Source organism: Streptomyces sp. NBC_00322 (assembly GCF_036147535.1).
Taxonomy (GTDB): Bacteria; Actinomycetota; Actinomycetes; order Streptomycetales; family Streptomycetaceae; genus Streptomyces.
The window spans coordinates 3693292-3718589 of sequence record NZ_CP108019.1 but is presented as its reverse complement, the minus strand read 5'-3'; the positions used below and the strand labels follow the sequence as shown (position 1 = coordinate 3718589).

Genomic DNA, 25298 nt, shown 5'->3' with positions numbered 1-25298 from the left:
GTTAGTGCCCCGTGTTCGGGCGCGGCATACGCGTCCACCGTGCCCGCCGCCCCCGGAATCCGGGGCTACGCGCTCTGCTTGGCGACGTACTCCCGTGCGGCCCTGAGCAGTCCGGGGTGGAGCGCGTCGCCCGCCGCGAGCACCTTGGGCAGCAGCGTCCGCTCGGTGGTCTCGGCCCGGAACGCCATGTCGACCGTCACCTCGTGGTCCGGCCGGTGCACGATCTCGATCGGGTCGCCCGCGCGGATCTCGCCCGGCTCGACGACCCGCAGATACGCGCCGGGAGCGCCCTGCTGGGTGAAGCGCTTGACCCAGCGCTTCTCGCCCAGCCAGCTCGCGAACGTACGACACGGAATGCGGGCGCTCGTCACTTCGAGCACCAGCTCGTCGCCGATCCGCCAGCGCTCGCCGATCTTCGCCCCGCTCACGTCGAGCCCGCTCGTGGTGAGGTTCTCGCCGAACGCGCCGTTGCCGAGGGGCCGCCCCAACTCCCGCTCCCAGAAGTCGAGATCCTCACGCGCGAACGCGTACACCGCCTGGTCGGTGCCGCCGTGGTGGCGCAGATCGCAGACCGCGTCCCCCGCGAGACCGCCGGCCCCCTCGCCCTTGGGACCGGGGTCACTCACCCGTACCGCCCCCTCCACCGGCTGTTTGTCGATGCCGGTCGCGCCGCCCGGTGTGTCGGTGTACTCGACGATCTTCGGCCGGCCCACATTCACGGTCAGAAGCTTCATGGACAACACGCTAACCCCCCACTCCCAAAGGAACCAACCAAAAAGAAGGCTCCCCTCCAAGCCTCCCTTATATTCGAAGGATGATCGAAGCCCGTCATCTGAGAGTTCTGCGCGCCGTGGCCGCCACCGGCTCGTTCTCCGCGGCCGCGCGCCGACTGGGCTGCACCCAGCCGGCCGTCAGCCAGCAGATGAAGGCACTCGAAGCATCCGCGGGCACCCCGCTGCTGGTCCGTACGGGTCGTGAGACGCGGCTGACCCAGGCGGGTGAAGTTCTCGTACGCCACGCCTCCGGCATCCTCGCCGGGCTGACCGCCGCCGAGGAGGAGATCGCCGCCATCGCCGGTCTGCGGGCGGGCCGGGTGCGGCTCGTGTCCTTCCCCAGCGGCAGTTCCACGCTCGTACCGACCGCGCTCGCCGCGCTGCGCGTGGCCCATCCGGGCACCCGGGTCTCGCTCGTCGAGGCGGAGCCGCCGCGTTCGGTGGAGATGCTGCGCGAGGGCGACTGTGATGTGGCGCTCGCCTTCCGGTACGGCGCTGCGGCCGCGGAATGGGACGACCTGGTCGTCCGCCCCCTGCTCGCCGACCGCCTCGTCGGCCTTGTCCCCGACGGCCACCGGCTGGCCGGCGCCGATTCCGTGGCCATCGCCGATCTCGCCGACGAGTCCTGGATCGCGGGCTGTCCGCGCTGTCGCCGCCAGCTCGTCGAGGTCTGTGAGGAGGCCGGGTTCACGCCCAGGATCGACTTCGCCACCGACGACCATCCGGCCGTGATCGGCCTGGTCGCCGCAGGTCTCGGCGTGGCGGTGCTGCCCGAACTCGCGATGGAGTCCGTACGGCTGAAGGGTGCACGGACCGTCACCGTGGAGCCGTCCCTCCAGCGCGAGATCGTCGCGCTCACGCTGCCGGACCTGGCCCAGGTCCCGGCGGTCGCCGCCACGCTCGATCAGCTCGCCCTGGCCGCACCCCGCTGACCGCACCACCCCCGCCGGAGAGCCGGACGGGGGTGGTGCAGGAACGTTTCTTCGAGGTTCTCCCAAGCGGGGGCGTCAGCTCCGCGCCGGTCCTCCCACGCTGGTCGCCGGGATCAGACGATGTCGCGCACGCCCCATCAGCTCCTCCCGCTCGTCCTCCGTCAGTCCACCCCACACGCCGTACGGCTCCCGCACCGCCAGGGCGTGCGCCGCGCACTCCGCTCGTACCGGGCACCTCATGCAGACCTCTTTCGCCGAGTTCTCGCGCGCACTTCGTGCGGCCCCCCGCTCGCCCTCGGGGTGGAAGAAGAGCGAACTGTCCACCCCGCGGCAGGCTGCGAGGAGCTGCCAGTCCCACAAATCGGCGTTGGGTCCGGGAAGGCGGGAGAAATCTGCCATAGCGCATGTCCCCTTGAAACCGTACTGAGTGGATACAGGTCAGGTAGCGCACGAGCGGGATGCGGGCAGGATCCGGAGCGGGATCCGAGCCGTATCCGGCACCCGTCCGGCACCCGCGTGTGCCTCACGACCGTACATCTCCTGTGTAAGTAGATGTAAATATGACTCATTGCGAATCTAGCTACAGACACCGCAAAAAGGGAAGAAAAGCAGCTAAATGGGGCATAGCTTCCAGGTGAAAAGCTCCATCACCTGCAGTGCTCTCCTCTGCGCACGGCCCCTCACATAGAGTGCCGAAGGCGGGAGTCCGACCCGTAACTCTTTCGAGTGACCGTCGTTGAGAGTGCGGAGGCGGTTGAAAGAACAAGCGCTAGGGCACATGTCCGAGAGCGTTCAACCGCACAGGTGACGAAACGTACCCAGCCTGGAGGCTCAAGGTGACGCGCATCAGCTGCGGAGGGCGGCCATGACATCCGTCCTCGTCTGCGACGACTCCCCGCTTGCCCGAGAGGCGCTCCGCCGGGCGGTTGCGACCGTACCCGGCGTCGAGCGTGTGACGACCGCGGCCAACGGCGAGGAAGTGCTCCGCCGCTGGGGCGCCGACCGCTCGGACCTGATTCTGATGGACGTACGCATGCCCGGACTCGGCGGTGTCGAGACCGTCCGCCGGCTGCTGTCCGCGGACCCGGGCGCCCGGATCATCATGCTCACCGTCGCCGAGGACCTGGACGGTGTCGCGCTCGCGGTCGCCGCCGGTGCCCGCGGCTATCTGCACAAGGACGCATCGCGGGCCGAACTGCGGGCCACGGTCACCCAGGCACTCGCCGACCCGACCTGGCGGCTCGCCCCGAGGCGGCTGCGCTCGGCCGAAATGGGCGCGGCGCCCACGCTCACCGCGCGTGAGATCCAGGTGCTCGAAGGCATGAGCCACGGCCGGTCGAACGCCGAGATCGGCCGGGAGCTCTTCCTCTCCGAGGACACCGTGAAGACCCACGCCAGGCGGCTTTTCAAGAAGCTCGGCGCTTCGGACCGGGCGCACGCCGTCGCGCTCGGATTCCGCTGGGGCCTGGTGCGCTAAGGGGCACGGGTGGGCTGTCGCGGGGGCTCGATGAACCCCGCCCGCCGCCGGGTGGGCGGGGCGACGGATGACCGCGGGCATCCGTTTCCCTCGCGATGCCGCATCCTTGAGGGGTGGAGTTCCTCGGGGACGAGTCGGTCGAGCGTGAGGGGAGGGCGCAGGAGATGAGTTCCGGCGCACCTGCTCATAACGCTTCGGTGCACAACATTGGACGCAGTGCCACGGATGCTCAGCCGCCAAGGCACCATGGACCGATGCGCGACGACGAGACCACGGTGATCGGTGCACTCGTTCACCGTGCCGTCGATGGCGACGAGCAGGCTACGCACGATCTCCTGGCGTGCGTCCATCCGCTCGCACTTCGCTATTGCCGCACCCGGCTCAGCCGGCTGCCGGGCGATGCGCGTCATTTCGTGGAGGACCTCGCCCAGGAAGTCTGCGTCGCGGTTCTGATGGCGCTGCCGCGCTACAAGGACACCGGAAGGCCCTTCGAGGCCTTCGTCTTCGCCATCGCGTCGCACAAGGTCGCCGATCTGCAGCGGGCCGCCATGCGGCATCCGGGATCGACGGCGGTGCCCTCCGACGAGATGCCCGAGCGGCCCGACGACTCCCTCGGTCCCGAGGAGCGCGCGCTGCTCAGCGACGACGCCGAATGGGCGAAGAGGCTCCTCGCCAACCTTCCGGAGAACCAGCGCGAGCTGCTGGTGCTGCGGGTCGCGGTCGGGCTGACCGCCGAGGAGACCGGGCAGATGCTGGGAATGTCACCCGGCGCGGTACGGGTCGCGCAGCACCGTGCTCTCAGCCGGTTGCGCGCCCTGGCCGAACAGTGAGCCGAGCGGTGAGTCGTACGGCCTCTCACGCACGTATGAACACACAAAGCTGTTCGACGATCTTGATCGTGGAATGAGACGGCTTCCGGGCCCGTTAGCATGGACATCCGCACCGATCAAGGCCATTTGGGGAAGGTGTCATGACCAACGTCGACGGAGTGCCCGATAAATTCGCGACACTCGGGCTGACCTACGACGATGTGCTGCTGTTGCCGGGTGCTTCGGAAGTACTTCCGAACGCTGTCGACACCTCGTCCCGTGTCTCCAGGAACGTCCGGGTGAACATCCCGCTGCTCTCCGCGGCGATGGACAAGGTCACCGAGTCGCGGATGGCGATCGCCATGGCGCGCCAGGGCGGCGTGGGCGTACTGCACCGCAATCTGTCCATCGAGGACCAGGTGAACCAGGTCGACCTGGTCAAGCGTTCCGAGTCCGGAATGGTCACCGACCCGATCACGGTGCACCCCGATGCCACGCTCGCCGAGGCCGACGCCCTGTGCGCCAAGTTCCGTATCAGCGGCGTGCCGGTCACCGACGCCGCGGGCAAGCTGCTCGGCATCGTCACCAACCGCGACATGGCTTTCGAGACCGTCCGCACGCGCCAGGTGCGCGAGGTCATGACCCCGATGCCGCTGGTCACCGGCAAGGTCGGCATCTCCGGCGTGGACGCCATGGAGCTGCTGCGCCGCCACAAGATCGAGAAGCTTCCGCTGGTCGACGACGCGGGCATCCTCAAGGGCCTGATCACGGTCAAGGACTTCGTCAAGGCCGAGCAGTACCCCCATGCGGCGAAGGACGCCGAGGGCCGTCTGCTCGTCGGCGCGGCGGTCGGTGCCAGCCCGGAGGCCCTGGAGCGGGCCCAGGCGCTGGCTGGGGCGGGCGTCGACTTCCTCATCGTCGACACCTCGCACGGGCACAACAGCAATGCCCTCAACTGGATGGCGAAGATCAAGTCGAGCGTGGGCGTCGACGTCATCGGCGGCAATGTGGCGACCCGGGACGGTGCCCAGGCCCTGATCGACGCCGGTGTGGACGGCGTCAAGGTCGGTGTCGGCCCCGGCTCCATCTGTACGACCCGAGTGGTCGCCGGCATCGGCGTCCCGCAGGTCACGGCGATCTACGAGGCGGCGCTGGCCGCGCGGGCGGCGGGCGTTCCGGTCATCGGTGACGGCGGCCTGCAGTACTCCGGCGACATCGGCAAGGCGCTCGCCGCCGGCGCCGACACGGTCATGCTGGGCAGTCTCCTCGCGGGCTGCGAGGAGTCCCCGGGCGAGCTGCTCTTCATCAACGGCAAGCAGTTCAAGTCCTACCGCGGCATGGGTTCGCTCGGCGCCATGCAGTCGCGCGGCCAGGGCCGCTCGTACTCCAAGGACCGCTACTTCCAGGCCGAGGTGGCCTCCGACGACAAGCTCGTCCCCGAGGGCATCGAGGGCCAGGTGCCCTACCGCGGCCCGCTGTCGGCGGTGCTCCACCAGCTGGTCGGTGGTCTGCGCCAGACCATGGGCTACGTCGGGGCGGCCGCCATCGACGAGATGGAGAGCAAGGGCCGCTTCGTGCGGATCACTTCGGCGGGGCTCAAGGAGAGCCACCCGCACGACATCCAGATGACTGTCGAGGCGCCGAACTACAGCAGGAAGTAGTCCACGCGTGCTCAGGGGCGGTTCCGGGGATTCCCGGGACCGCCCCTGACGTGTGCGTCGGGGATACTGGTAGGCGCAGACGTAGAGGGAGAGGCCACACATCGTGACTGAGATCGAGATCGGGCGCGGCAAGCGCGGCCGCCGGGCGTACGCGTTCGATGACATCGCCGTCGTACCGAGCCGGCGCACCCGGGACCCGAAGGAGGTCTCGATCGCCTGGCAGATCGACGCCTACCGCTTCGAGCTGCCCTTCCTGGCCGCTCCGATGGACTCGGTGGTCTCCCCGCAGACCGCGATCCGCATCGGTGAGCTGGGCGGTCTGGGCGTACTGAACCTCGAAGGCCTGTGGACCCGCTACGAGGACCCGCAGCCGCTGCTCGACGAGATCTCCGAGCTGGACGAGGCCGCCGCGACCCGTCGTCTGCAGGAGATCTACGCCGCCCCGATCAAGGAGGAGCTGATCGGGCAGCGGATCAAGGAGGTGCGCGACTCGGGTGTGGTGACTGCCGCCGCGCTCTCGCCGCAGCGCACCGCGCAGTTCTCCAAGGCCGTTGTCGACGCGGGTGTGGACATCTTCGTCATTCGCGGTACGACGGTCTCGGCCGAGCACGTCTCGGGCGCGGCCGAGCCGCTGAACCTGAAGCAGTTCATCTACGAGCTCGACGTGCCGGTCATCGTGGGCGGCTGCGCCACCTACACGGCCGCGCTGCATCTGATGCGTACGGGCGCCGCGGGCGTCCTGGTCGGCTTCGGCGGCGGCGCCGCGCACACCACGCGCAATGTCCTGGGCATCCAGGTCCCGATGGCGACGGCGGTGGCCGATGTGGCCGCGGCCCGCCGGGACTACATGGACGAATCCGGCGGCCGGTATGTGCATGTCATCGCGGACGGTGGCGTGGGCTGGTCCGGCGACCTGCCGAAGGCGATCGCGTGCGGCGCGGACGCGGTGATGATCGGCTCCCCGCTCGCCCGCGCGACGGACGCGCCGGGCCGCGGGCACCACTGGGGCATGGAGGCGGTCCACGAGGACGTGCCGCGTGGCAAGCTGGTGGACCTGGGCATCGTGGGCACGACCGAGGAGGTCCTCACCGGTCCCTCGCACAGCCCCGACGGTTCGATGAACTTCTTCGGCGCGCTGCGCCGGGCGATGGCGACGACGGGGTACAGCGAGCTCAAGGAGTTCCAGCGCGTCGAGGTGACGGTGGCCGACTCGCAGCACCGCCGCTGAATCCGCCGCGTACGAAAGGGGCCCCGCACCGGTGGTGCGGGGCCCCTCTCCGTTTGTCCGGATCAGCCGTCGGCCCTTAGGTCCTGTCCGGTCGATCAGGCCGGACAGGACCTAGCCGTTGGCCTTCTTGGCGCCACCGAAAGCGGCGACGGCGCCGATGATGAGGAAGACGTACGTCATGCCGTCGGCCGACTTGCTCCACGCGTCGGTCAGCACACCGAACTTGTCGATGAAGATGTCCAGGAAGGAGCCGTCCGTCAGCTTGGCGACGACGACAGCGCCACCTATCAACTGACCCAAGTACACGGCGGGGAGCGCGAGCAGCGCGCTGACGACGGGCAGCACGGGGTTGCGGCCGCCTGCCTTGGCGGCGGCGAAGCCGATGAGGAAGCCGACGCCGATGGCCGCGTAGCCGATCTCGCGCTCGATGGCGCCGCTGAGGGCGCCGTACGCACCCGCGCCGACCAGTGCGGCGACGACGGCGACGACGATGCCGATGCCGACGTTGTCACGGACGGGCGCGGCAGGCGGAGTTGGGGCGTACGGGGCGTCGCCGCCGGCGAACGGGTTGCCGGACGACGGTGGAACAGGCTGGCTCATCTGGATTTTCCCCCCAGGGACGGATGCCTCGCACGAGCGTGCGGGCGGAGATCCCGGAGACTAGCAGTCCGGTAGGACAGTTCGGCACTGCGTTATGGAGCTGTTGGATGCGGCTGTTGGGGGCTCAGAGGCGGTGTGCGGCCCCGGCCGGGGTGGCTCCCCTTGTGTCCAGGAGGAGTTGGGCCTTGACGGCCAGGCCCTGCAGGTCGTAGGTGCGGTGGTGCTGGAGCAGCACCGTCAGATCCGCGCTGGCGGCGGCCTCGTAGAGCGAGTCCGCGCGGGGGACCGGGAGTTCGCGAACCCGCCAGTCGGGGACGTACGGGTCGTGGTAGCTGACGGCCGCGCCCAGATCCATCAGACGGCGGGCGATCTCGGTGGCCGGGGAGGCCTCCAGGTCGGGGAGGTCCGGCTTGTAGGTGATGCCGAGGAGCAGCACGCGCGCGCCGCGGGCTGATTTGCCGTGTTCGTTGAGGAGCGTGGCGCAGCGCTGGATGACGTACTGCGGCATCCGGGTGTTGATTTCCTGGGCGAGGCCGACCATCCGCAGGGGGTGGTCCGAGCCGCGGCCGGGGGACGGGACGAGGCCCGGGTCCAGCGGGACGCCGTGGCCGCCGACGCCCGGGCCCGGGCGGAAGGCCTGGAAGCCGAAGGGCTTGGTCTCGGCGCAGCGGATGACGTCCCAGAGGTCGACGCCCAGGTCGTGGCAGAGCACGGCCATCTCGTTGACCAGGGCGATGTTGACGTGGCGGAAGTTCGTTTCGAGGACCTTGACGGTCTCGGCCTCGCGCGGTCCGCGCGCGCGGACGACCTTGTCGGTGAGGCGTCCGTAGAAGGCGGCGGCCGATTCGGTGCACGCGGGGGTGAGGCCGCCGATGACCTTGGGCGTGTTGGCGTAGCCATGGGTGCGGCTGCCGGGGTCCACCCGGCTGGGGGAGTACGCGAGATGGAAGTCGCGGCCGGCGCGCAGCCCGGAGCCCTCTTCGAGGATCGGGCGGAGGAACGTCTCCGTGGTGCCGGGCTGGACAGCCGATTCGAGCAGCACGGTGGTGTGCGGGCGCAGCCGCGCGGCGAGTGCCCGGGCGGACTCGGCGAGGGCGGTGAGATCGAGCGCCCCGTCGGCTCCGGGAGGGGTGGGGGCACAGATGACGGCGGTGCGTACGCGTCCGAGCTCGGCCGGGTCCGTGACGGTCCGGAAGCCACCGGCGAACATGCGGCGGATGTCGGCCGGAGTGCATCCCGCCGCCGGTTCGGGCAGCTGGCGTGGATCGGTGTCATAGCCGATGGTCTCGATGCCGACGGCTACGGCGGCCTGGGCGAGGGGCAGGCCGAGATGACCGAGTCCGATGACGGCGAGATCTGCGGGCATGGCGTTGGCCGTCCTTCCCTATAAGCCGCGGGGACATTGAGCGCAAGCCCTGTGGGCAGAACGGGCAAGCGCAATGTCACACTAGGCGTAAATATGACCGTTATGCCGCATTGTGTGCTCGTGGCTGTCCGAGTGTTATCCACAGGCGGTGGCTGAAGTCGTCGACTGCGGACAGAATCGACGTTGTGAGCCCGATCGCAGGGGCCGTACGGGGGCGACGGGAGGCAGCAGTGAGGACAGCGACACTGGGACCGGTGGAGCGTGCCGAGGCGCTCGCCGAGATGGCCGAACGTGAACTGGACGTGCTGGTGGTCGGCGCGGGCGTGGTCGGAGCAGGGACCGCGCTGGACGCCGCGACAAGAGGACTCTCCACCGGTCTGGTCGAGGCGCGGGACTGGGCGTCGGGCACATCGAGCAGGTCGAGCAAGCTGATCCACGGTGGGCTGCGCTATCTGGAGATGCTGGACTTCGCGCTTGTCCGGGAAGCGCTGAAGGAGCGCGGGCTGCTGCTGGAGCGGCTGGCGCCGCATCTGGTGAAGCCGGTGCCGTTCCTCTATCCGCTCCAGCACAAGGGCTGGGAGCGGCTCTACGCCGGATCGGGGGTCGCGCTGTACGACGCGATGTCGGTGTCGTCGGGGCATGGGCGAGGACTGCCCGTCCACCGGCATCTGTCGCGGCGGCAGGCGCTGCGGGTCGCGCCCTGCCTGAAGAAGGACGCCCTGGTCGGGGCGTTGCAGTACTACGACGCACAGATGGACGACGCCCGCTATGTGGCGACGCTGGTACGCACGGCCGCGAGCTATGGGGCCCATGTCGCGAGCCGGGCGCGGGTGATCGGCTTTCTGAGGGAGGGGGAGCGGGTCGTCGGAGCGCGGGTGCAGGACGTCGAGTCCGGCGGGGAGTACGAGATCCGGGCCAAGCAGGTCGTCAACGCGACCGGGGTGTGGACGGACGACACCCAGGCGCTGATCGGGGAGCGAGGGCAGTTCCATGTGCGGGCCTCCAAGGGCATTCATCTGGTGGTGCCCAAGGACCGGATCCACTCGACGACCGGGCTGATCCTGCGGACCGAGAAGTCCGTGCTGTTCGTCATCCCCTGGGGACGGCACTGGATCGTGGGGACCACGGACACCGACTGGGATCTCGACAAGGCCCATCCGGCCGCGTCCAGCGCGGACATCGACTATCTCCTCGAGCACGTCAACTCCGTGCTGGCGGTGCCTCTGACGCGCGATGACGTCCAGGGGGTGTACGCGGGCCTGCGGCCGTTGCTCGCGGGGGAGTCGGACGCGACCAGCAAGCTGTCGCGCGAGCACACGGTGGCGCATCCGGTGCCCGGCCTGGTGGTTGTGGCGGGCGGCAAGTACACGACGTACCGGGTGATGGCGAAGGACGCGGTGGACGAGGCGGTGCACGCGCTCGACCAGCGGGTGGCCGCGTGCGTCACGGAGAACGTCCCGCTCGTCGGGGCCGAGGGCTATGGCGCGCTGTGGAACGCGCGGGCGAGGACAGCGGCGCGGACAGGGCTTCATGTGGTCCGCGTGGAGCATCTGTTGAACCGGTACGGCTCGCTCATAGAGGAACTGCTGACGCTGATCGCCGACGACCCGAAGCTCGGGGAGCCGCTGGGGGGCGCGGAGGACTATCTGCGGGCCGAGGTCGTCTATGCCGCATCGCACGAAGGGGCGCGGCACCTCGATGACGTACTGACACGGCGGACCAGGATCTCGATCGAGACGTTCGACCGGGGGACACGCTGTGCGCGCGAGTGCGCGGAGCTGATGGCACCGGTGCTGGGCTGGGACAAGGAGCACATCGAGAAGGAGATCGAGCACTACGAGAAGCGGGTGGAGGCGGAGCGCGAGTCGCAGCGGCAGCCGGACGACCTGACGGCGGACGCGGCGCGGCTGGGGGCGCCGGACATCGTGCCGATCTGATCCCGTTGTCCGGCCCGTCCGTGCGGCCTGACCCGCGGGCTTTCTGCCGGAACCCTGTTTTCGGCCCCCGACCCGTTGGAAATCGGCCGTCCGGAGGGTCGATTCGGGGTGGCGAGTGTGGTGGATGGGTGTGTTCCGCTTGGCTGGACAGGGCCCCGACCAGCCAAGCGGTGAGCTTCACCGCGAGTAATGGCATGGTGGGTGCTCCCATGCTTCTGGACCTGTCCTGGCGGACTGCGGACCCGGGAGAGGCGCCGGTCCCGGAGTGAGGGACAATGGGGGCTCTGCCAGGGCGGGTTACCGCATCGCGCGGGAAGCGGCAGGCGCGGGCGAAGATCAGGGATCGCAGAGGGGACGCATGTCGGAGGCGGAGCAGTCGCGGGAGCCCCAGCGGGAAACGGCCGAGGAGCCCCAGCGGGATGCCGGGCAGGATTCCGGGACGGAGCTCAAGCCGGAGTCTCAGGACACCGAGCAGGAGTCCCAGGATCCCGAGAAGAAGCTCGACACGGAGCCGGAGTCCAGGGCGGTGCCCGCATCGATGGCCGAACCGGCGTCCGGTGCCGAGCCGGAGAAGGCGGAGGAGCCGGAGAAGCCTGTGAAGGCTTCCGGGCGGGGCGCCGCCGGGCAGGACTCAGGGCCGGCGTCCGACTCGGGCCGCGGTGACGGGGCCGTGTCCGGGGCCGGCGCGTCAAAGGCGCCCCGGGCAACGTCCCCCAAGCCGACGTCCCCCGAGCCCAAGGCATCTGAGCTCAAGGCGCCCGAGCCCAAGGCATCTGAGCTCAAGGCGCCCGAGCCCAAGGCACCCAAGCCCACGTCCCCCGAGCCCAAGGCGCCCGAGTCCGCGGCAGCCACGCCCGTCAAGGCGGGCGCGGCCGGGCGGAGTTCCGGGCGGGAGACTCAGGGGCGGCTGCTCTCCGGGCGGTACCGGCTGGGCGGCGTCCTCGGGCGCGGGGGGATGGGCACCGTGTGGCGGGCTGTCGACGAGACCCTCGGCCGTACCGTCGCCGTGAAGGAACTGCGCTTCCCCAGCAGCATCGACGAGGAAGAGAAGCGCCGCCTCATCACGCGCACCATGCGCGAGGCCAAGGCGATCGCCCGTATCCGCAACAACAGCGCGGTGACGGTCTACGACGTCGTGGACGAGGACGACCGCCCGTGGATCGTCATGGAGCTCGTCGAGGGCAAGTCCCTGGCCGAAGCCGTACGCGAGGACGGCACGCTGACGCCCCGGCGGGCCGCGGAGGTCGGACTCGCGATCCTCGACGTACTGCGTTCCGCGCACCGCGAGGGCATCCTGCACCGCGATGTGAAGCCGTCCAATGTGCTCATCGCCGAGGACGGGCGCGTCGTGCTCACCGACTTCGGTATCGCGCAGGTCGAGGGCGACCCGTCGATCACGTCGACCGGCATGCTCGTCGGCGCGCCCTCCTACATCTCGCCGGAGCGTGCCCGCGGCCACAAGCCCGGGCCGGCCGCCGACCTGTGGTCGCTGGGCGGGCTGTTGTACGCGAGCGTCGAGGGCTGCCCGCCGTACGACAAGGGCTCCGCGATCGCGACGCTGACCGCCGTGATGACCGAGCCGCTGGACCCGCCGAAGAACGCGGGCCCGCTGGAGGAGGTCATCTACGGCCTGCTCGCCAAGGACCCGGATCAGCGTCTCGACGACGCGGGCGCACGGGCGTTGCTCACCAGGGTGCTGCACGCCCCCGAGGCGCCGGAGCCGCCCGCCGAGCCCGAGCCGTCGCCGGAGGCCACCCGCGTCGTCGCGCTGCCGCCGCTTCCCCCGCCGCCGCCAGAGGCCAGGCCGAAGGACCCGGCGGCCGACCGGGTGCGCGGTGCGCTGCGTTCCGTGCGCAACGCCGCTGCCGCCGCGGCCGCCAAGCCGGAACCGAAACCGCAGACCGCGCCGCAGGCTCCGGCCGCGCGGCCCGCGCCGGTGCGGGCGCCGCTCACCGACGTGGTGCCCCGCCGCACCCTGATGGTCGTCGCGGCTGTCGTCGCGCTCGCCGTGCTGGCGACCGTGCTCTATCTGACGCTCGGCGGTGGCGACAAGAGCGGCAAGAACAAGTCGGGCAAAGACAAGACCACTTCGGCCGGGGTGACCGGCGGCAAGGGCACGGACGCGGGTGGCACCGCGGACGGGGGCAAGGGCAAGGACTCCGCCAAGGACGACCCGAAGGACGGCACCGGGACCGGGGACGGCCAGGGCGGGCAGCCGTCCGGCGGGCCCAAGACCGGTGCCCCCGCAGGCCGGGGCGGAATCCCGGCCGGCTACGTGATGGTCTCGAACGAGCGGTTCCACTTCACCATGGCGATGCCCAAGGGCTTCAAGATGACCGGCATCGCGGGCCAGAACTCCGGCGGGATATTCAACCTGCAGAGCGGTGGCTTCCCGCGCGTTCAGGTCGACTTCAACGGCAGTCCCACGGACGACGCCGCCGCTGCCTGGGAGGGGTTGAGGCTGGCGACCGCCGCCAGCAGCGACGGCTATAAGCACCTCGGGATCAAGCCGGTCCAGTACAAGGGCTATCCGACCGTCGCCGACTGGCAGTTCGAGCGCAATCAGAACGGCCAGCGGGTACGAGTCCTCAACAGGGGCTTCAAGGTGGATGCCGGGCACGGCTACTCGATCATGATCACGTGCAAGGCGAGCGAGTGGCACGGCACGCAGTGCGAGACCTTGCGCAAGACGGCGTTCGCCACATTCAAGCCCAAGGACTGAGTCAGGACACGTATCGTGAGAGCTCGCGGACGGTACGCAGCCGCACGGGGTCGTAAGTAGCCGTCAAACGACCGGAATTGACGGTTTGGTGCGACCCTTGAGGCCGTCCGGGGGACAAGCGCGCGCGTGGGGAGGCGACGTGGACGACTATGCGGGAAGGGTGCTCGCCGACCGCTACCGCCTGCCTCTGCCGCCCTCCGACGAGTACGAACTGGTGGAGACCCGCGCGTTCGACACATACAGCGGGCAGGAAGTTCTGGTGCGGCAGGTGCCGTTGCCGGAGGTCGTGGACGCCGAGGTTGTCGAGACGGACGGCCTGGCCGGGTCGGCGGTGCCGCGCAGAGCCCAGGGGCGTACGGCACGGCGGCCCACGGACCCGGCGGTGCGGCGCGCCATCGAGGCCGCTCAGGCTGCCGCCCAGATCCCCGACCATCCGCGCCTGGACCAGGTCTTCGACGTCTTCGCGGAGGGCGGTTTGCTCTGGATAGTGAGCGAACGGGTCGCCGCGCGGCCGCTCGCGGCGCTTCTGGCGGACAAGCCGCTCAGTCCCTACCGGGCGGCCGAGGTCGCCTCCGACGTACTGACCGCGCTGCGCGTGCTGCACGCGCACGGCTGGACCCATCGCAACATCACTTCCCGAACCGTCCTCGTCTGCGACGACGGGCGCGTGGTCCTGACCGGACTGGCGTCGGGAGCGGCGGAGGAGGCGCTGTGCGGGTATGCCCCGGTGCCGGGCCCCCCGGACGAGTCGGCAGGGGTTTCGGGGCCGCCCGAGGCGCCCGCGCCGTCGGGGGCTTCCCTGGAGGCGGAGAAGTACGCGGATCCGGAGGACGGGGACGGGGACGGGTACAGGGACGCAGACGAGGGTGAGGACGGCGGCGAGGACGAAGGGCCGTACGGGGCTTCGCCCGGCGCTCGGGTCGCCCTGCCGGGGCCCGGAACCGGCATGCCGGACGCCCGGGCCGCGAGGGCGGGTGCGATCGCCGCGTACCGCGCGGGCGCACGGGCCGCGGCGCGCGCCGGCGAGGACCAGCGCGATGGCGACCGTCCGGTCCAGGCGGGTTTCGACCCGGACTGGTGGGCTCGGCGTCCGGGCGAGCCGGGCCCGGATCTCGACATGGACGACGACAGCGACGACGTGGAAGAGGACGGCGGCTGGTCCGGCCCCGGCCGCGTCAGGCTGGCCGGTACGTGGCACGACGGTGCCTTCCCGGCCCAGGACGGCCCGCGCCCCCTCCCGGCAGGCGGCAGCCCCGGCACCCCCATCCCCGGCAGCCACAGCACGGGCGGTTCCGCAGCACGCGGCCACAACGACCCGTACGGCACCCGCCCCGCACTTCCCGGCCCCCGTACCGACAACGTGCCGGCCCCCGCCCGTCATGGCGGGACCGCCCAGGATGCGCTGCGCGCCGATGCCCAGCGTGCCGACGTCCAGCGCAGGCCCGTCGTCGCCGAGGTCCAGGCGCCCACCGGGCGCTGGGACGAGATAGTCGCGGGCGGCAGCACACCCGCCTACCGCGGTCCTGCCACACCCCTGGCCGCCGAGCGGGCCCGGCAGGCGCGGATCGCGGTCGTCGGCGCGGTCACCGAGCGATGGGCCCCCGAGCAGGCCGGACCCGTCCATGAGAACTGGCAGTTGGCCGCCCCCATCGGCCCCGCCACCGACCTCTGGGCGCTGGGCGCCCTGCTCTACCGGGCCGTCCAGGGCCACGCCCCGTACCCCGAGGAGAGCGCCGTCGAGCTGGTCCAGCTCGTCTGCTCCGAGCCGCCCGCCTTCGCCGAGGAGTGCGGCCCGCTGCGCCCCGTCGTCGAGTCGCTGCTGCGCCAGGACCCCACGGAGCGCCCGGACTTCGAGGAACTGCGCGGCTGGCTGCGTTCGCTCGTACGGTCCGCGCCCGAGCCCGAGGCGGGGATGGACGTCGTGCCGGTCCCGTCGGCCGCGGTCGACGGCTCCCGGCTGCCTGTCGTACGCCGCCGGGGCGAGCTGGTGCGCAAACGCCGCGGCTCGGCCGAAGTGGTGCACGGCCGCCATCGCCACAAGAAGTCCAAACGTGAGCGGGGTGGCCCGCGTTCCCTCGGCCGTAGCCTCCTGCTGCTGATACTGCTCCTGCTGGTCGCGGCCGTCGCGTATGCCGTGCTGTTCATGCCGAAGGCGGACTCGCAGCAGCGGGACCGTTCCCAGGGCACGAACGGCGGGCGTCCGCCGGCGACCAGTCCGAGCCCGGACCCCGCCACCACCGACAACCGGCCGTCGACTCCCGCGACCAGCCCCGGTGCCCAGCAGCCCCAGACCTCCGCACCCGCCGGGAATCTCCCGTACGGCTACGCGCTGCGCAAGGATCCGGAGGGTTTCCAGATAGCCGTCCAGAAGTCCTGGCAGCGCCGCCCGATCAACGACGTCGGCCAAGTCCGCTACACCGACGGAAATTTCACTCTGATCGTCGTCCCCGGCCGTGACACCGTGAAAGCGAACGGCGACGATCCGCTGACCTATCAGCGCGACAAGGAGCGTGAACTCCAGCCGTGGCGTGACTCGTCCTGGGCCGGGGCGTCCGGGCTGCGCCGTATCGAGGTCGGGCAGCAGGTCATGGCCGAAGGGCAGTTCACCTGGCAGGACAGCAACGGCCGTGAGGTGTACGTACGCAATCTCGCCCTCGTCATCGGCGGCGGTTACCACGTCATCCAGGTGCTCGGCCCGGAGGACCAGCGCGACAAGGTGACCGAGGTCTACCAGGAGGCCACGAAGGCCTATCGGACCACCCGCTAGCATCACGGCCAGGTCACTTGAGGCATCCGGGGTTCCGCGCCCGTACTTCACCTCCGTAACCTGTCATCCCAAGGAAACTGGGCGGGGGACGTGGAACACAGTCAAAGCACGGGCGCGGGTCTGCTGCTCGCCGGACGCTACCGGCTGAGCGAGACCATCGGCAGCGGCGGCATGGGCAAGGTGTGGCGCGCGCACGACGAGGTGCTGCACCGGGTCGTCGCGGTCAAGGAGCTGACCGCCGGGCGGTATGTCTCCGAGGCGGACCGCATCGTTCTGCACGCCCGCACCCAGAAGGAGGCCCGGGCCGCTGCCCGGATCAGCCACCCCGGTGTGGTCACCGTCCACGACGTCCTCGAACACGACGCCCGTCCCTGGATCGTGATGCAGTACGTCGACGGGCCCTCGCTCGCCGACGCGGCCAAGGAGTCCGGGCGCATCCCGGCCGCCGAGGCCGCCCGCATCGGGCTGCACGTGCTGCGCGCGCTGGGCGCCGCGCACGCCGCCGGAGTGCTCCACCGGGACGTCAAACCCGCCAACGTCCTGCTCAACCGTGACGGCCGGGTGCTGATCACCGACTTCGGGATCGCCGCGATCGAGGGCGACTCGACGATCACCCGGACCGGGGAAATCGTCGGGTCCATCGACTACTTGGCACCCGAGCGGGTACGTGGCGCGGACCCCGGACCCGCCTCCGACCTCTGGTCGCTCGGCGCGACGCTGTACACGGCGGTGGAGGGCGAGTCGCCGTTCCGGCGCTCGTCGCCGCTCGCCAGCATGCAGGCCGTGGTGGGGGAAGAGCCGCGTCATCCCGAGTGGGCGGGCCCCCTGGGGCCCGTCATCATGGCGCTGCTGCGCAAGGATCCCGCTGAACGCGCGTCGGCCGCCGAGGCCGAGCAGATGCTGGCGGAAGCGATGGGAGAGCGCCGGGCGGCCCCGCGTACGCCGCAGGTGCCCGCCCAGCGGACGACGGAGCGGCACACCCGGCCCGTGACCACGCAGCTTCCGACGCCGACGCCCCCCGGTCCGGAGGCCGTTCCGGGGCCGGGTCCGGGCACCGCCTCCGGTTCCGGAACAGGCGCGACGGCCCAGGCCGCGCCGCCCCGGCGCCGCGGCGGCAGGCTGCGCAGGGCCGCGATCGTCGTCGTACTCGCGGCGGTTGTCGGCGTCGGCGCGGGGCTTGCCGCCATGGAGTACGCGGGCGGCGACAACGATGGCGGACCGCGTGCGGGCAACCAGACGACCACCAAGCCGGGCCCTTCCTCGACCAAACCGGGCCCTTCCTCGGCCGTGCCGGCCGGCTGGCACCGCGTGAACGATCCGGAAGGCTTCAGCCTGCTCGTACCGGAGGGCTGGACGCGCCAGACGGACGGCGACCAGGTCGACTACACGCCCGACAACGGCAAGCACCGCATCCGGATCAGCAGTAACGATTCGCCCGACTTCGAGAACCCGTATACGCACATGCTGGACATGGAGAGGGGTCTCGCGAAGCGGCTTCCCCAGTACAAGCGGCTGAAGCTAGGCCAGAACACTTACCGTGACCAGGTGAACTCCGCCTGCTGGGAGTTCACCTGGCACGAGAAGAAGACCTTCCCCGGTCCGCGCCGTGCCATCGACCAGATATACATCGAGGAGAACGGCACGGAGTACGCGCTCTACATGTCGGGCCCGGCGGACGACTGGGCGACGACGCGTCAGCAGTTCGACACCATGCTTCGTGGCTGGCGGCCTCCGGCATGATGGACGCAGGCTGATCGAGGGGGAGTTGCGTGTCCGAGGAAACGCGGCTGATCGCGGGCCGCTACCGGCTTGTGGACCGGCTGGGACGCGGGGGCATGGGCACCGTGTGGCGTGCGGACGACGAGCTGCTCGGCCGTCGCGTCGCCGTCAAGGAGCTCCATCCGGAGGATGCGAGGGGCGGCCGTTCGGCGTCCCCGTACACGTCCACGGCCGCGCCGCTGCGTGAGGCCCGCGCCGTTGCCAGGGTCAAGCATCCGCATGTGATCGTCGTCCATGACGTGGTCGTCGACGACGGACTCCCGTACATCGTCATGGAACTGGTCGACGGCGGCTCGCTCGCCGAGCGGATCAGCCGCGGCGGACCGGTCGATGTGGCGGAGGCCGCGCGGATCGGGCTCGCCCTGCTGGCTGCGCTGCGGGCCGCGCACGAACTGGGGGTGCTGCACCGCGACCTGAAGCCCGCCAATGTTCTCATCGAGGAGTCCACCGGGCGGGTCGTCCTCACCGACTTCGGTATCGCGCAGCTCGCCGGGTCCACGACGATCACCGACTCGGGGTCGTTCGTCGGTTCGCCCGAGTACACCGCGCCGGAGCGGATGCAGGGTGAGACGGCCGGGCCCGAATCGGATCTGTGGTCACTGGGTGTACTGCTCTGCGCGGTGCTGAGCGGTGAATCGCCGTTCCGCCGCGACTCGTTGGGCGGCATTCTGCACGCCGTCGTCGAGGACGAGATCCGTCCGCCCTCCCAGGCGGCGCCGCTGTTGCCGGTCGTGCTGGGGCTTCTCGATCGGGACCCGGAGCGCCGGCTCGGTGCGACGGAGGCGGAGGAGCTGCTGCGTACATACGTCACGACGGGGGCCGTACCGGTGGCTGCCGGGCGCGACACCGCCACCCGACGGGACACCCGCCCCGACCCCCGCCGGAAAAGCCTCCGGGACAGTGCGCCGACGCCGCGTGCGCCTGCGCCGCGGCAGCCCGTGACCCCTGCGGCCCCCGGCCCCGCGCGTGCCGGACGACGGCGTGCGCCGCTGCTGGTCGCGGCGGCCCTCGTGGCCGCGCTGGCCGGGGCGGGAGGGGCGGCAGCGGTCCTGCTCCACAACGACGGCGGTGGCGGCGCCGGAGCGGCTCCGGGCCGTACGGCGACGAGCAGTTCGCCCTCGGTGCGTACGGCGCAGACACCCGCCGCGAACGCCAGGCCGACCCCCACGGTGACCGTGACCACGTCGGCCACACCGCCCCCGGCCAAGAAGCCCGTCGCGCCGGAGGGGTATCTCGCGGTCTCCGACCCGGAGGGCTTCGCCCTCGTCGTCCCCGAGGGCCTCTCCCGCTCCCAGGACGACAAGCGGGTCTACTACATGGCGCCGGACCAGGACATCAGGATCGGCATCCGGGTGCAGAGCCCGGCCGCCGACGGGCCGCTCGGATCGATGCGCCGCTCGGCCGCGGACGGCCCGAACACCAACCCCGGCTACCGTGACGGCAAGGTCACGCCGACCACGCACAACGGACTGACCGCCGCGCTCTGGGAGTTCACCTGGAACGGCTTCTCCAAGGCGGAGGGGGACCGGCACACGTTCGACATCTGCTGGGACGAGAACGGCAAGATGTACGACGTGTGGGTCTCGGCCCCCCTCGGCAGGGCGGACGAGGCGCGGCGGCACTTCGACACCGCATTGGACTCCTTCACGCCCGCAGGCTGACGTCAGACGGGCCTCGCGGCCGACGTCACGGGTCTGCGTCCGGCCCCCGGCCCCGCGGAGGGCTGGGCGGCCGCGGAGGGCGGCCGGCTCTTCGGCCGGGTGGTCGAGGGCTCTTCGGTCAGGTGGTCGAGCACCTGAAGATCGAGGATCTCTCAGGGCTGGTCCGAGAGCGGCTGAAGCCCGGAATACCCGGGACGAGCCCCTGATCAGGGCTTATCTGCCAGTGATCGCTGGCGCGATGGTGAGGGCCTGGTGAAAAGCCGTTACCGACGGGTACCCAAAGCTCCGGATGCGGCATACTCTCGCCCCCATGACGGACTCGCAGGCCCCCGCCGCCGCCCCCGGCACCAATCCGACAGCCGCCGCCCCGGCCGGTGCGCGCACCGCCGCCGACGTGGTCACCCCCGAGGTGGTCGCCCAGCTCACCCGTGGCGTGATCGGCTCCGGCCGAACCGCGAACCACACCCCCTTCACCGGGGAGAAGCTGGCGGACCTGCCCGAGTCCACCCCCGACGACGTCGCCGTGGCCTTCGAGCGCGCCCGCGCCGCCCAGCCCGCGTGGGCCGCGACTCCCGCCCGCGCCCGCGCCGCGGTCCTGCTCCGGTTCCACGACCTCGTACTCGAGCGCCAGGCCGAGGTCCTGGACCTCATCCAGCTGGAGACCGGCAAGGCCCGCCTCCACGCGCACGAAGAGGTCCAGGCCGTCGCCGTCGCCGCCCGTCACTACGGCCGCAGGGCGCCCGCCTATCTCAAGCCCAAGCGGCACACGGGTGTGGTCCCCGTCCTCACCAAGACCACCGAACTGCGCCAGCCGCGCGGAGTCGTCGGCCAGATCGCGCCCTGGAACTACCCGTTCGAGCTTTCCGTCGGTGACGCGCTGCCCGCGTTCGTCTCCGGCAACGCCGTCGTGATGAAGCCCGACACCGAGACCGCGCTCACCGCGCTGTGGGCCCGCGATCTGCTCATCGAGGCCGGACTGCCCGCCGAGGTCTTCCAGATCGTCATCGGCGAGGGCCCGGTCGTCGGCCCGGAGGTCGTCAAGCACGCGGACTACGTCTCCTTCACCGGCTCCACCCGCACCGGCCGCGAGGTAGCCCAGGGTGCGGCCGCCCGCCTGGTCGGTGTCTCCCTCGAACTCGGCGGCAAGAACGCCATGCTGGTGCTGCACGACGCCGACATCGAGAAGGCCGCGGCCGGAGCGATCCGCGCCTGCTTCTCCTCCGCGGGCCAGCTGTGCATCTCCATCGAGCGGCTGTACGTCCACGAGTCGATCGCCGACGCGTTCGTGGAGCGGTTCGCCGCCCGCACGAAGGCCATGCGCCTCGGCAACTCCCTCGCGTACGGAGCCGACATGGGCTCCCTGGTCGGCGAGCGCCAGCTGGAGACGGTCACCCGCCATGTCGAGGAGGCCGTCGCCAAGGGCGCCACACTCGTCGCGGGCGGCGTCGCGCGCCCCGACATCGGCCCGCTGTTCTACGAGCCGACCATCCTGGACGGCGTCGAGGCGCCGATGGCCGTGTGCACCGAGGAGACCTTCGGCCCTGTCGTCTCCATCTACCGCTTCAAGGACGAGGACGAGGTCGTCAAGCAGGCCAACGCCACCCCGTACGGCCTGAATTCGAGCGTCTGGACCAAGGACGGCAAGCGCGGCCACGCCGTCGCCGCGAGGCTGCGCACCGGCACCGTCAACATCAATGAGGGCTACGCCCCCGCGTACGGCAGCGTGCAGTCCCCGATGGGCGGCATGAAGGACTCCGGCCTCAGCCGGCGGCACGGCTCGGAGGGCATCCTCAAGTACACCGAGGCGCAGACCGTCGCCCAGCAGCGGCTGATGCCGCTGGCGCCGTCCTTCGGCATGGACGACGAGAAGTACGCCGCGTTCATGAGCCGCAGCCTGAAAGCGATGAAGGCCCTGCGCCTTCGCTAGGGGGTGTCTTTCGGATCTTGCCGGGCTCGCGATCGCACGCACCAGACCCCGCTCCCTGATCCGGCCTGATCCAAAAGACACCCCTATTTCACCCTTACGCACCGAGGAGAGCCATGCCCGAGCAACCCCCTGCCCCAAAACCTGCCGGGAATCAGGACGAATCCGAGTACGACTACGACGTCATCGTCGTCGGCTCGGGCTTCGGCGGCTCGGTCTCCGCGCTGCGGCTGACCGAGAAGGGCTACCGGGTCGGCGTCCTGGAGGCGGGCCGCCGCTTCACCCGCGAGACGCTGCCCAAGAACTCCTGGGACCTGCGCAACTATCTGTGGGCCCCGGCGCTCGGCCTCTTCGGCATCCAGCGCATCCATCTGCTCGGCAATGTGATGGTGCTGGCGGGCGCGGGGGTGGGCGGCGGTTCGCTCAACTACGCCAACACGCTGTACGTCCCGCCCGCGGCCTTCTTCGAGGACCCGCAGTGGAAGGACATCACCGACTGGCAGGAGGAGCTCGCTCCGTACTACGACCAGGCCAAGCGGATGCTGGGCGTGCGGCTCAACCCGACGATGACCCCCTCGGACGTCCATCTCAAGGCAACCGCCCAGGCGATGGGCGTCGGCGACAGCTTCCACATGGCCCCGGTCGGCGTCTACTTCGGCGACGGCGAGGACGCCGACGGCACATCGACGGCCAAACCCGGGCAGGAGGTCGACGACCCGTACTTCGGCGGAGTGGGTCCCTCCCGCAAGGCGTGCACCGAATGCGGGGAATGCATGACGGGCTGCCGCCACGGCGCGAAGAACACCCTGAACGAGAACTACCTCTACCTGGCGGAAAAGGCGGGCGCCGTCGTCCACCCGATGACCTCGGTCGTCACCGTCACCGAGGACTCGCGCGGCGGCTTCGCGGTCAGCACCCTGCCCAGTGACAACAAGCGCAAGGGCCAGGGGCGTACGTTCACGGCGCGCCGGGTCGTGATCGCCGCCGGTACGTACGGCACCCAGACCCTCCTGCACCGGATGAAGGACGGCGGCCTGCTGCCGCGGATCTCGTCGCGGCTGGGTGAGCTGACCCGTACCAACTCCGAGGCGCTGGTGGGCGCCCTGACCGACAACCGCCGGTACCGCAAGAAGCACGGGGCGGAGAAGGTCGACTTCACGCGCGGTGTCGCGATCACGTCCTCGATCCACCCCGACGAGAACACTCACATCGAGCCGGTGCGCTACGGCAAGGGCTCGAACGCGATGGGCGGCCTGACGATCCTTCAGGTCCCCTACAGCGCGCAGTCCCGCGTCGCGGCCTGGTTCGGCAACATGGCCAGGCACCCCTGGCTCGCGGTCCGTTCGCTCTCCAGCCGCCGCTGGTCGGAGCGGACCATCATCGGCCTGGTCATGCAGTCGCTGGACAACTCCCTGACGACGTACCGCAAACCGAAGGGCATCGGCAAGGGCCTGCTCACCGCCCGCCAGGGTCACGGCGCCCCCAACCCCAACCAGATCCCGGAGGCCACCCGCGCCGCGTCGCTCCTCGCCGAGGAGATCAACGGCTTCGCGGGCTCCAACATCGGCGAACTGATGGGAACCCCGCTGACGGCCCACTTCCTGGGCGGGTGCCCGATCGGCGCCTCCGGCGAGGAGGGCGTCATCGACCCGTACCACCGGCTGTGGGGCCACCCGGGCATCTCGGTCGTGGACGGCGCGGCGGTCTCGGCGAACCTGGGCGTGAACCCGTCGCTGACGATCACGGCACAGGCGGAGCGGGCGATGTCGCTCTGGCCCAACAACGGAGACGAGGACGCCCGCCCGCAGCAGGGCGCGGTCTACGAACGCCTCCCGGCGGTGGCTCCGAAGTCACCGGCGGTGCCGGATTCGGCGTTCGGCGCGCTGAGGCTGCCGTTCCTGGGAATGCCGGCGGTCCCGCCGAAGAAGTAGCCCCCTGGGACTGGACATGCGAAGGCCGCTGCACCCCCCTCCGAGTGCAGCGGCCTTCTGGCTTTGGGGCCGGGTGTTACGCGGTGGCGTCACCGCTGCGGCGGCGCTTCATCGCGAAGACGACACCGGCACCGGCGACGATGGCGATGCCACCGGCGATCCCGACGGTCGGCAGCATGGAGCTGGAACCGGTCGAGGCGAGGTTGCCGGTGACATTGCCGGCGGTGTTGTTGCTCGGCTTCTCGGACGGGACCGGCGCCTTGCCGCCTTCCTGAGGCTTGGTGCCGTCAGTGTCCGTACCGGCCTTGACAATCTGGAACTTGTACGCGACGTCGTTGAAGCCCAGGCAGTCCTTGTCTCCGATGTAGAAGCCACCGCCGAGGGTGAAGCCGACGCCGACCGGAGCGGAGGCCTTGACGTTGACCCTCAGCGGGAGGTTGACCTCGTAGCCAGGCTTCAGCTCGTTGGAGCTAGCGACATAGCCGACAGCCTGACCGTCCTCGTCGAGGGTCTCCCAGGTGTTGGTCACCGGGTCGAGAGACTGCAGCTCGACCTGCTTCGTCTTGAAGAGGTTCTCGCCGTACTCGTCGGAGGCGGCCCCCGCGACGTAGTCGATCTCCTTGATGATCGTCTTCGACGAGTTGTAGACGTTCAGCGTGAACTTGTGCCAACCGCTACCTGCGGCGATCTTGCCGGGCAGGCCCTTGATCGAGAGCTCGAGGTCGGAGGTCTTGCAGACGTCGGGGTCTTCCTCGTCGTCGCCCGGCTCGCTCGCCGTGGCACTCGGCGTCGCGGCCGACGAGGTGGCCGGCGTGCTCGGGGTGGCCGCCGGGGTGCTGCTCTGGTCCGCGGCCGGCGTGGTCGCCGTGGCCGAGGGGGTGCTGCTGACCGTCTCCGAAGGGGAGGCGCTGGCCGTCTCGGACGGGGAGCTCGCCGTCTCGGTCGGCGTCGGCGACGGGTCCGCGAACGCGGCCGGAGCCGACAGGAACGCGGCGGGTGCTATGACAGCGGTCGCTGCAGCGACGGCCATAGCGCGGCGAAGCTTCATTAAGACCTCAGTGAAGTCCGGGCGTACCGCTTTGACACGGCACGGAGTCTGAAGGGCCTACCGAGGTGGGGGTGCATAGGTGAGGCCGTTGTTTCGCATGGTTGACCGGCAAGTGGCTGAAAAGGTTGCCCTCGGACTCACAGAAACTTTATGTGCGCCCCGTCACATGCCACTGGAGCGGGCGGAAACGGCCAAGGGCCCCGAGAGGCAGGCCAAGGGCCCCGCGGATACACCACCGCAGGGCCCTTGGGGGTCAGCACCGACGTCAGGGCAGCGCCGGTGCCGAGGCGCGGCGCCGGGGGGTAGCGCCGCGTGGGGAAGGTCGCCGCCCCGGCGCACAGACGGCGCTCGGGTGGTATCGACCTTTGGCAGTTGTTTCGCGCAGAGGGGGACGCGCTTCTCTTGCATCGTGCTGGACGGGCTGCGGCGTGCGCAACCGTTTGGACCGGATGCGGTCGGCCCCGGGCGTCCCCGGAGCCGACCGCCCTTGGGGTGACCGGGCTGCTGTCCCCTGCCGACCGGTCACGCGCGCTGGGGCGAGGTCCCACGACGTACCTGCGGTACGTCACACGCCCCAGCGAAGCCACGCGTGGTTTCTTACGAAGCCCGCCCCTGGCTGGCACGGACATCGGTACCAACGAAGCCCCGCCGGGCGCGGTCACGCGCCGTACGAGTGAGGATGG

17 protein-coding genes are annotated in these 25298 nt (G+C 70.5%); 12 read left to right on the top strand and 5 right to left on the bottom strand.

Annotation, left to right across the window (positions count from 1 at the left end; genetic code table 11):
- Window positions 1-65: 65 nt before the first annotated feature.
- The gene (locus OG905_RS16635; RefSeq protein ID WP_328670912.1) at window positions 66-734 is read right to left on the bottom strand and encodes an MOSC domain-containing protein; all 669 of its coding nucleotides are present in this window, start codon (window positions 732-734) and stop codon (window positions 66-68) included.
- Between the two features lie 80 nt (window positions 735-814).
- Here OG905_RS16635 and OG905_RS16630 point away from each other — a divergent pair, with 80 nt between their 5' ends.
- Entirely contained in the window at window positions 815-1705 is an 891-nt protein-coding gene (locus tag OG905_RS16630) for a LysR family transcriptional regulator (protein WP_328670911.1), read from the top strand.
- Window positions 1706-1780: 75 nt separating this feature from the next.
- On the opposite strand, the gene OG905_RS16625 is transcribed toward OG905_RS16630, so the two are convergent.
- Window positions 1781-2104 (bottom strand): WhiB family transcriptional regulator, encoded by a 324-nt coding sequence (locus tag OG905_RS16625; protein WP_266486659.1) that lies wholly within the window; start codon window positions 2102-2104, stop codon window positions 1781-1783.
- A gap of 466 nt (window positions 2105-2570) precedes the next feature.
- Here OG905_RS16625 and OG905_RS16620 point away from each other — a divergent pair, with 466 nt between their 5' ends.
- The 4 genes from OG905_RS16620 to OG905_RS16605 all read left to right on the top strand — a co-directional run bounded on the left by OG905_RS16620 (window position 2571) and on the right by OG905_RS16605 (window position 6880).
- On the top strand, window positions 2571-3182 hold the full coding sequence (locus OG905_RS16620; RefSeq protein WP_003948568.1) for a response regulator transcription factor: 612 nt from the start codon (window positions 2571-2573) through the stop codon (window positions 3180-3182).
- 254 nt (window positions 3183-3436) lie between these two features.
- Window positions 3437-4012: a sigma-70 family RNA polymerase sigma factor gene (locus OG905_RS16615; protein ID WP_266486661.1), complete on the top strand. Its 576-nt coding sequence runs from the start codon at window positions 3437-3439 to the stop codon at window positions 4010-4012.
- A 140-nt stretch (window positions 4013-4152) separates the two neighbouring features.
- Entirely contained in the window at window positions 4153-5652 is a 1500-nt protein-coding gene (gene guaB, locus OG905_RS16610) for an IMP dehydrogenase (RefSeq protein WP_328670358.1), read from the top strand.
- Between the two features lie 103 nt (window positions 5653-5755).
- Window positions 5756-6880, top strand: coding sequence for a GuaB3 family IMP dehydrogenase-related protein (locus tag OG905_RS16605; protein WP_324983301.1), 1125 nt, complete (start codon window positions 5756-5758; stop codon window positions 6878-6880).
- A 111-nt stretch (window positions 6881-6991) separates the two neighbouring features.
- Here OG905_RS16605 and OG905_RS16600 read toward each other — a convergent pair whose 3' ends face one another.
- Together OG905_RS16600 and OG905_RS16595 are read right to left on the bottom strand one after the other, a co-directional pair.
- Window positions 6992-7480 (bottom strand): hypothetical protein, encoded by a 489-nt coding sequence (locus OG905_RS16600; protein ID WP_328670357.1) that lies wholly within the window; start codon window positions 7478-7480, stop codon window positions 6992-6994.
- A gap of 124 nt (window positions 7481-7604) precedes the next feature.
- Window positions 7605-8846, bottom strand: a complete 1242-nt coding sequence (locus tag OG905_RS16595) for a nucleotide sugar dehydrogenase (protein ID WP_328670356.1) — start codon at window positions 8844-8846, stop codon at window positions 7605-7607.
- A 230-nt stretch (window positions 8847-9076) separates the two neighbouring features.
- Here OG905_RS16595 and OG905_RS16590 point away from each other — a divergent pair, with 230 nt between their 5' ends.
- The 7 genes from OG905_RS16590 (at window position 9077) to OG905_RS16560 (ending at window position 23567) form a co-directional block, all read left to right on the top strand.
- Entirely contained in the window at window positions 9077-10783 is a 1707-nt protein-coding gene (locus OG905_RS16590; RefSeq protein ID WP_328670355.1) for a glycerol-3-phosphate dehydrogenase/oxidase, read from the top strand.
- A 358-nt stretch (window positions 10784-11141) separates the two neighbouring features.
- Window positions 11142-13505 (top strand): serine/threonine-protein kinase, encoded by a 2364-nt coding sequence (locus OG905_RS16585; RefSeq protein ID WP_328670354.1) that lies wholly within the window; start codon window positions 11142-11144, stop codon window positions 13503-13505.
- Window positions 13506-13644: 139 nt separating this feature from the next.
- The gene (locus OG905_RS16580; RefSeq protein WP_328670353.1) at window positions 13645-16272 is read left to right on the top strand and encodes a protein kinase; all 2628 of its coding nucleotides are present in this window, start codon (window positions 13645-13647) and stop codon (window positions 16270-16272) included.
- Between the two features lie 90 nt (window positions 16273-16362).
- Entirely contained in the window at window positions 16363-18012 is a 1650-nt protein-coding gene (locus OG905_RS16575; protein ID WP_328670352.1) for a serine/threonine-protein kinase, read from the top strand.
- A gap of 29 nt (window positions 18013-18041) precedes the next feature.
- Entirely contained in the window at window positions 18042-19712 is a 1671-nt protein-coding gene (locus OG905_RS16570) for a serine/threonine-protein kinase (RefSeq protein WP_328670351.1), read from the top strand.
- A 310-nt stretch (window positions 19713-20022) separates the two neighbouring features.
- A complete protein-coding gene (locus tag OG905_RS16565) occupies window positions 20023-21639 on the top strand; it encodes a succinic semialdehyde dehydrogenase (protein WP_328670350.1) in 1617 nt (538 codons plus the stop codon).
- A gap of 113 nt (window positions 21640-21752) precedes the next feature.
- Window positions 21753-23567 carry a GMC family oxidoreductase gene (locus OG905_RS16560; RefSeq protein WP_328670349.1) on the top strand — a complete coding sequence of 605 codons (1815 nt, stop codon included), beginning with the start codon at window positions 21753-21755 and terminating at the stop codon, window positions 23565-23567.
- 76 nt (window positions 23568-23643) lie between these two features.
- Here OG905_RS16560 and OG905_RS16555 read toward each other — a convergent pair whose 3' ends face one another.
- A complete protein-coding gene (locus OG905_RS16555; RefSeq protein WP_328670348.1) occupies window positions 23644-24597 on the bottom strand; it encodes an LPXTG cell wall anchor domain-containing protein in 954 nt (317 codons plus the stop codon).
- Window positions 24598-25298: the final 701 nt, after the last annotated feature.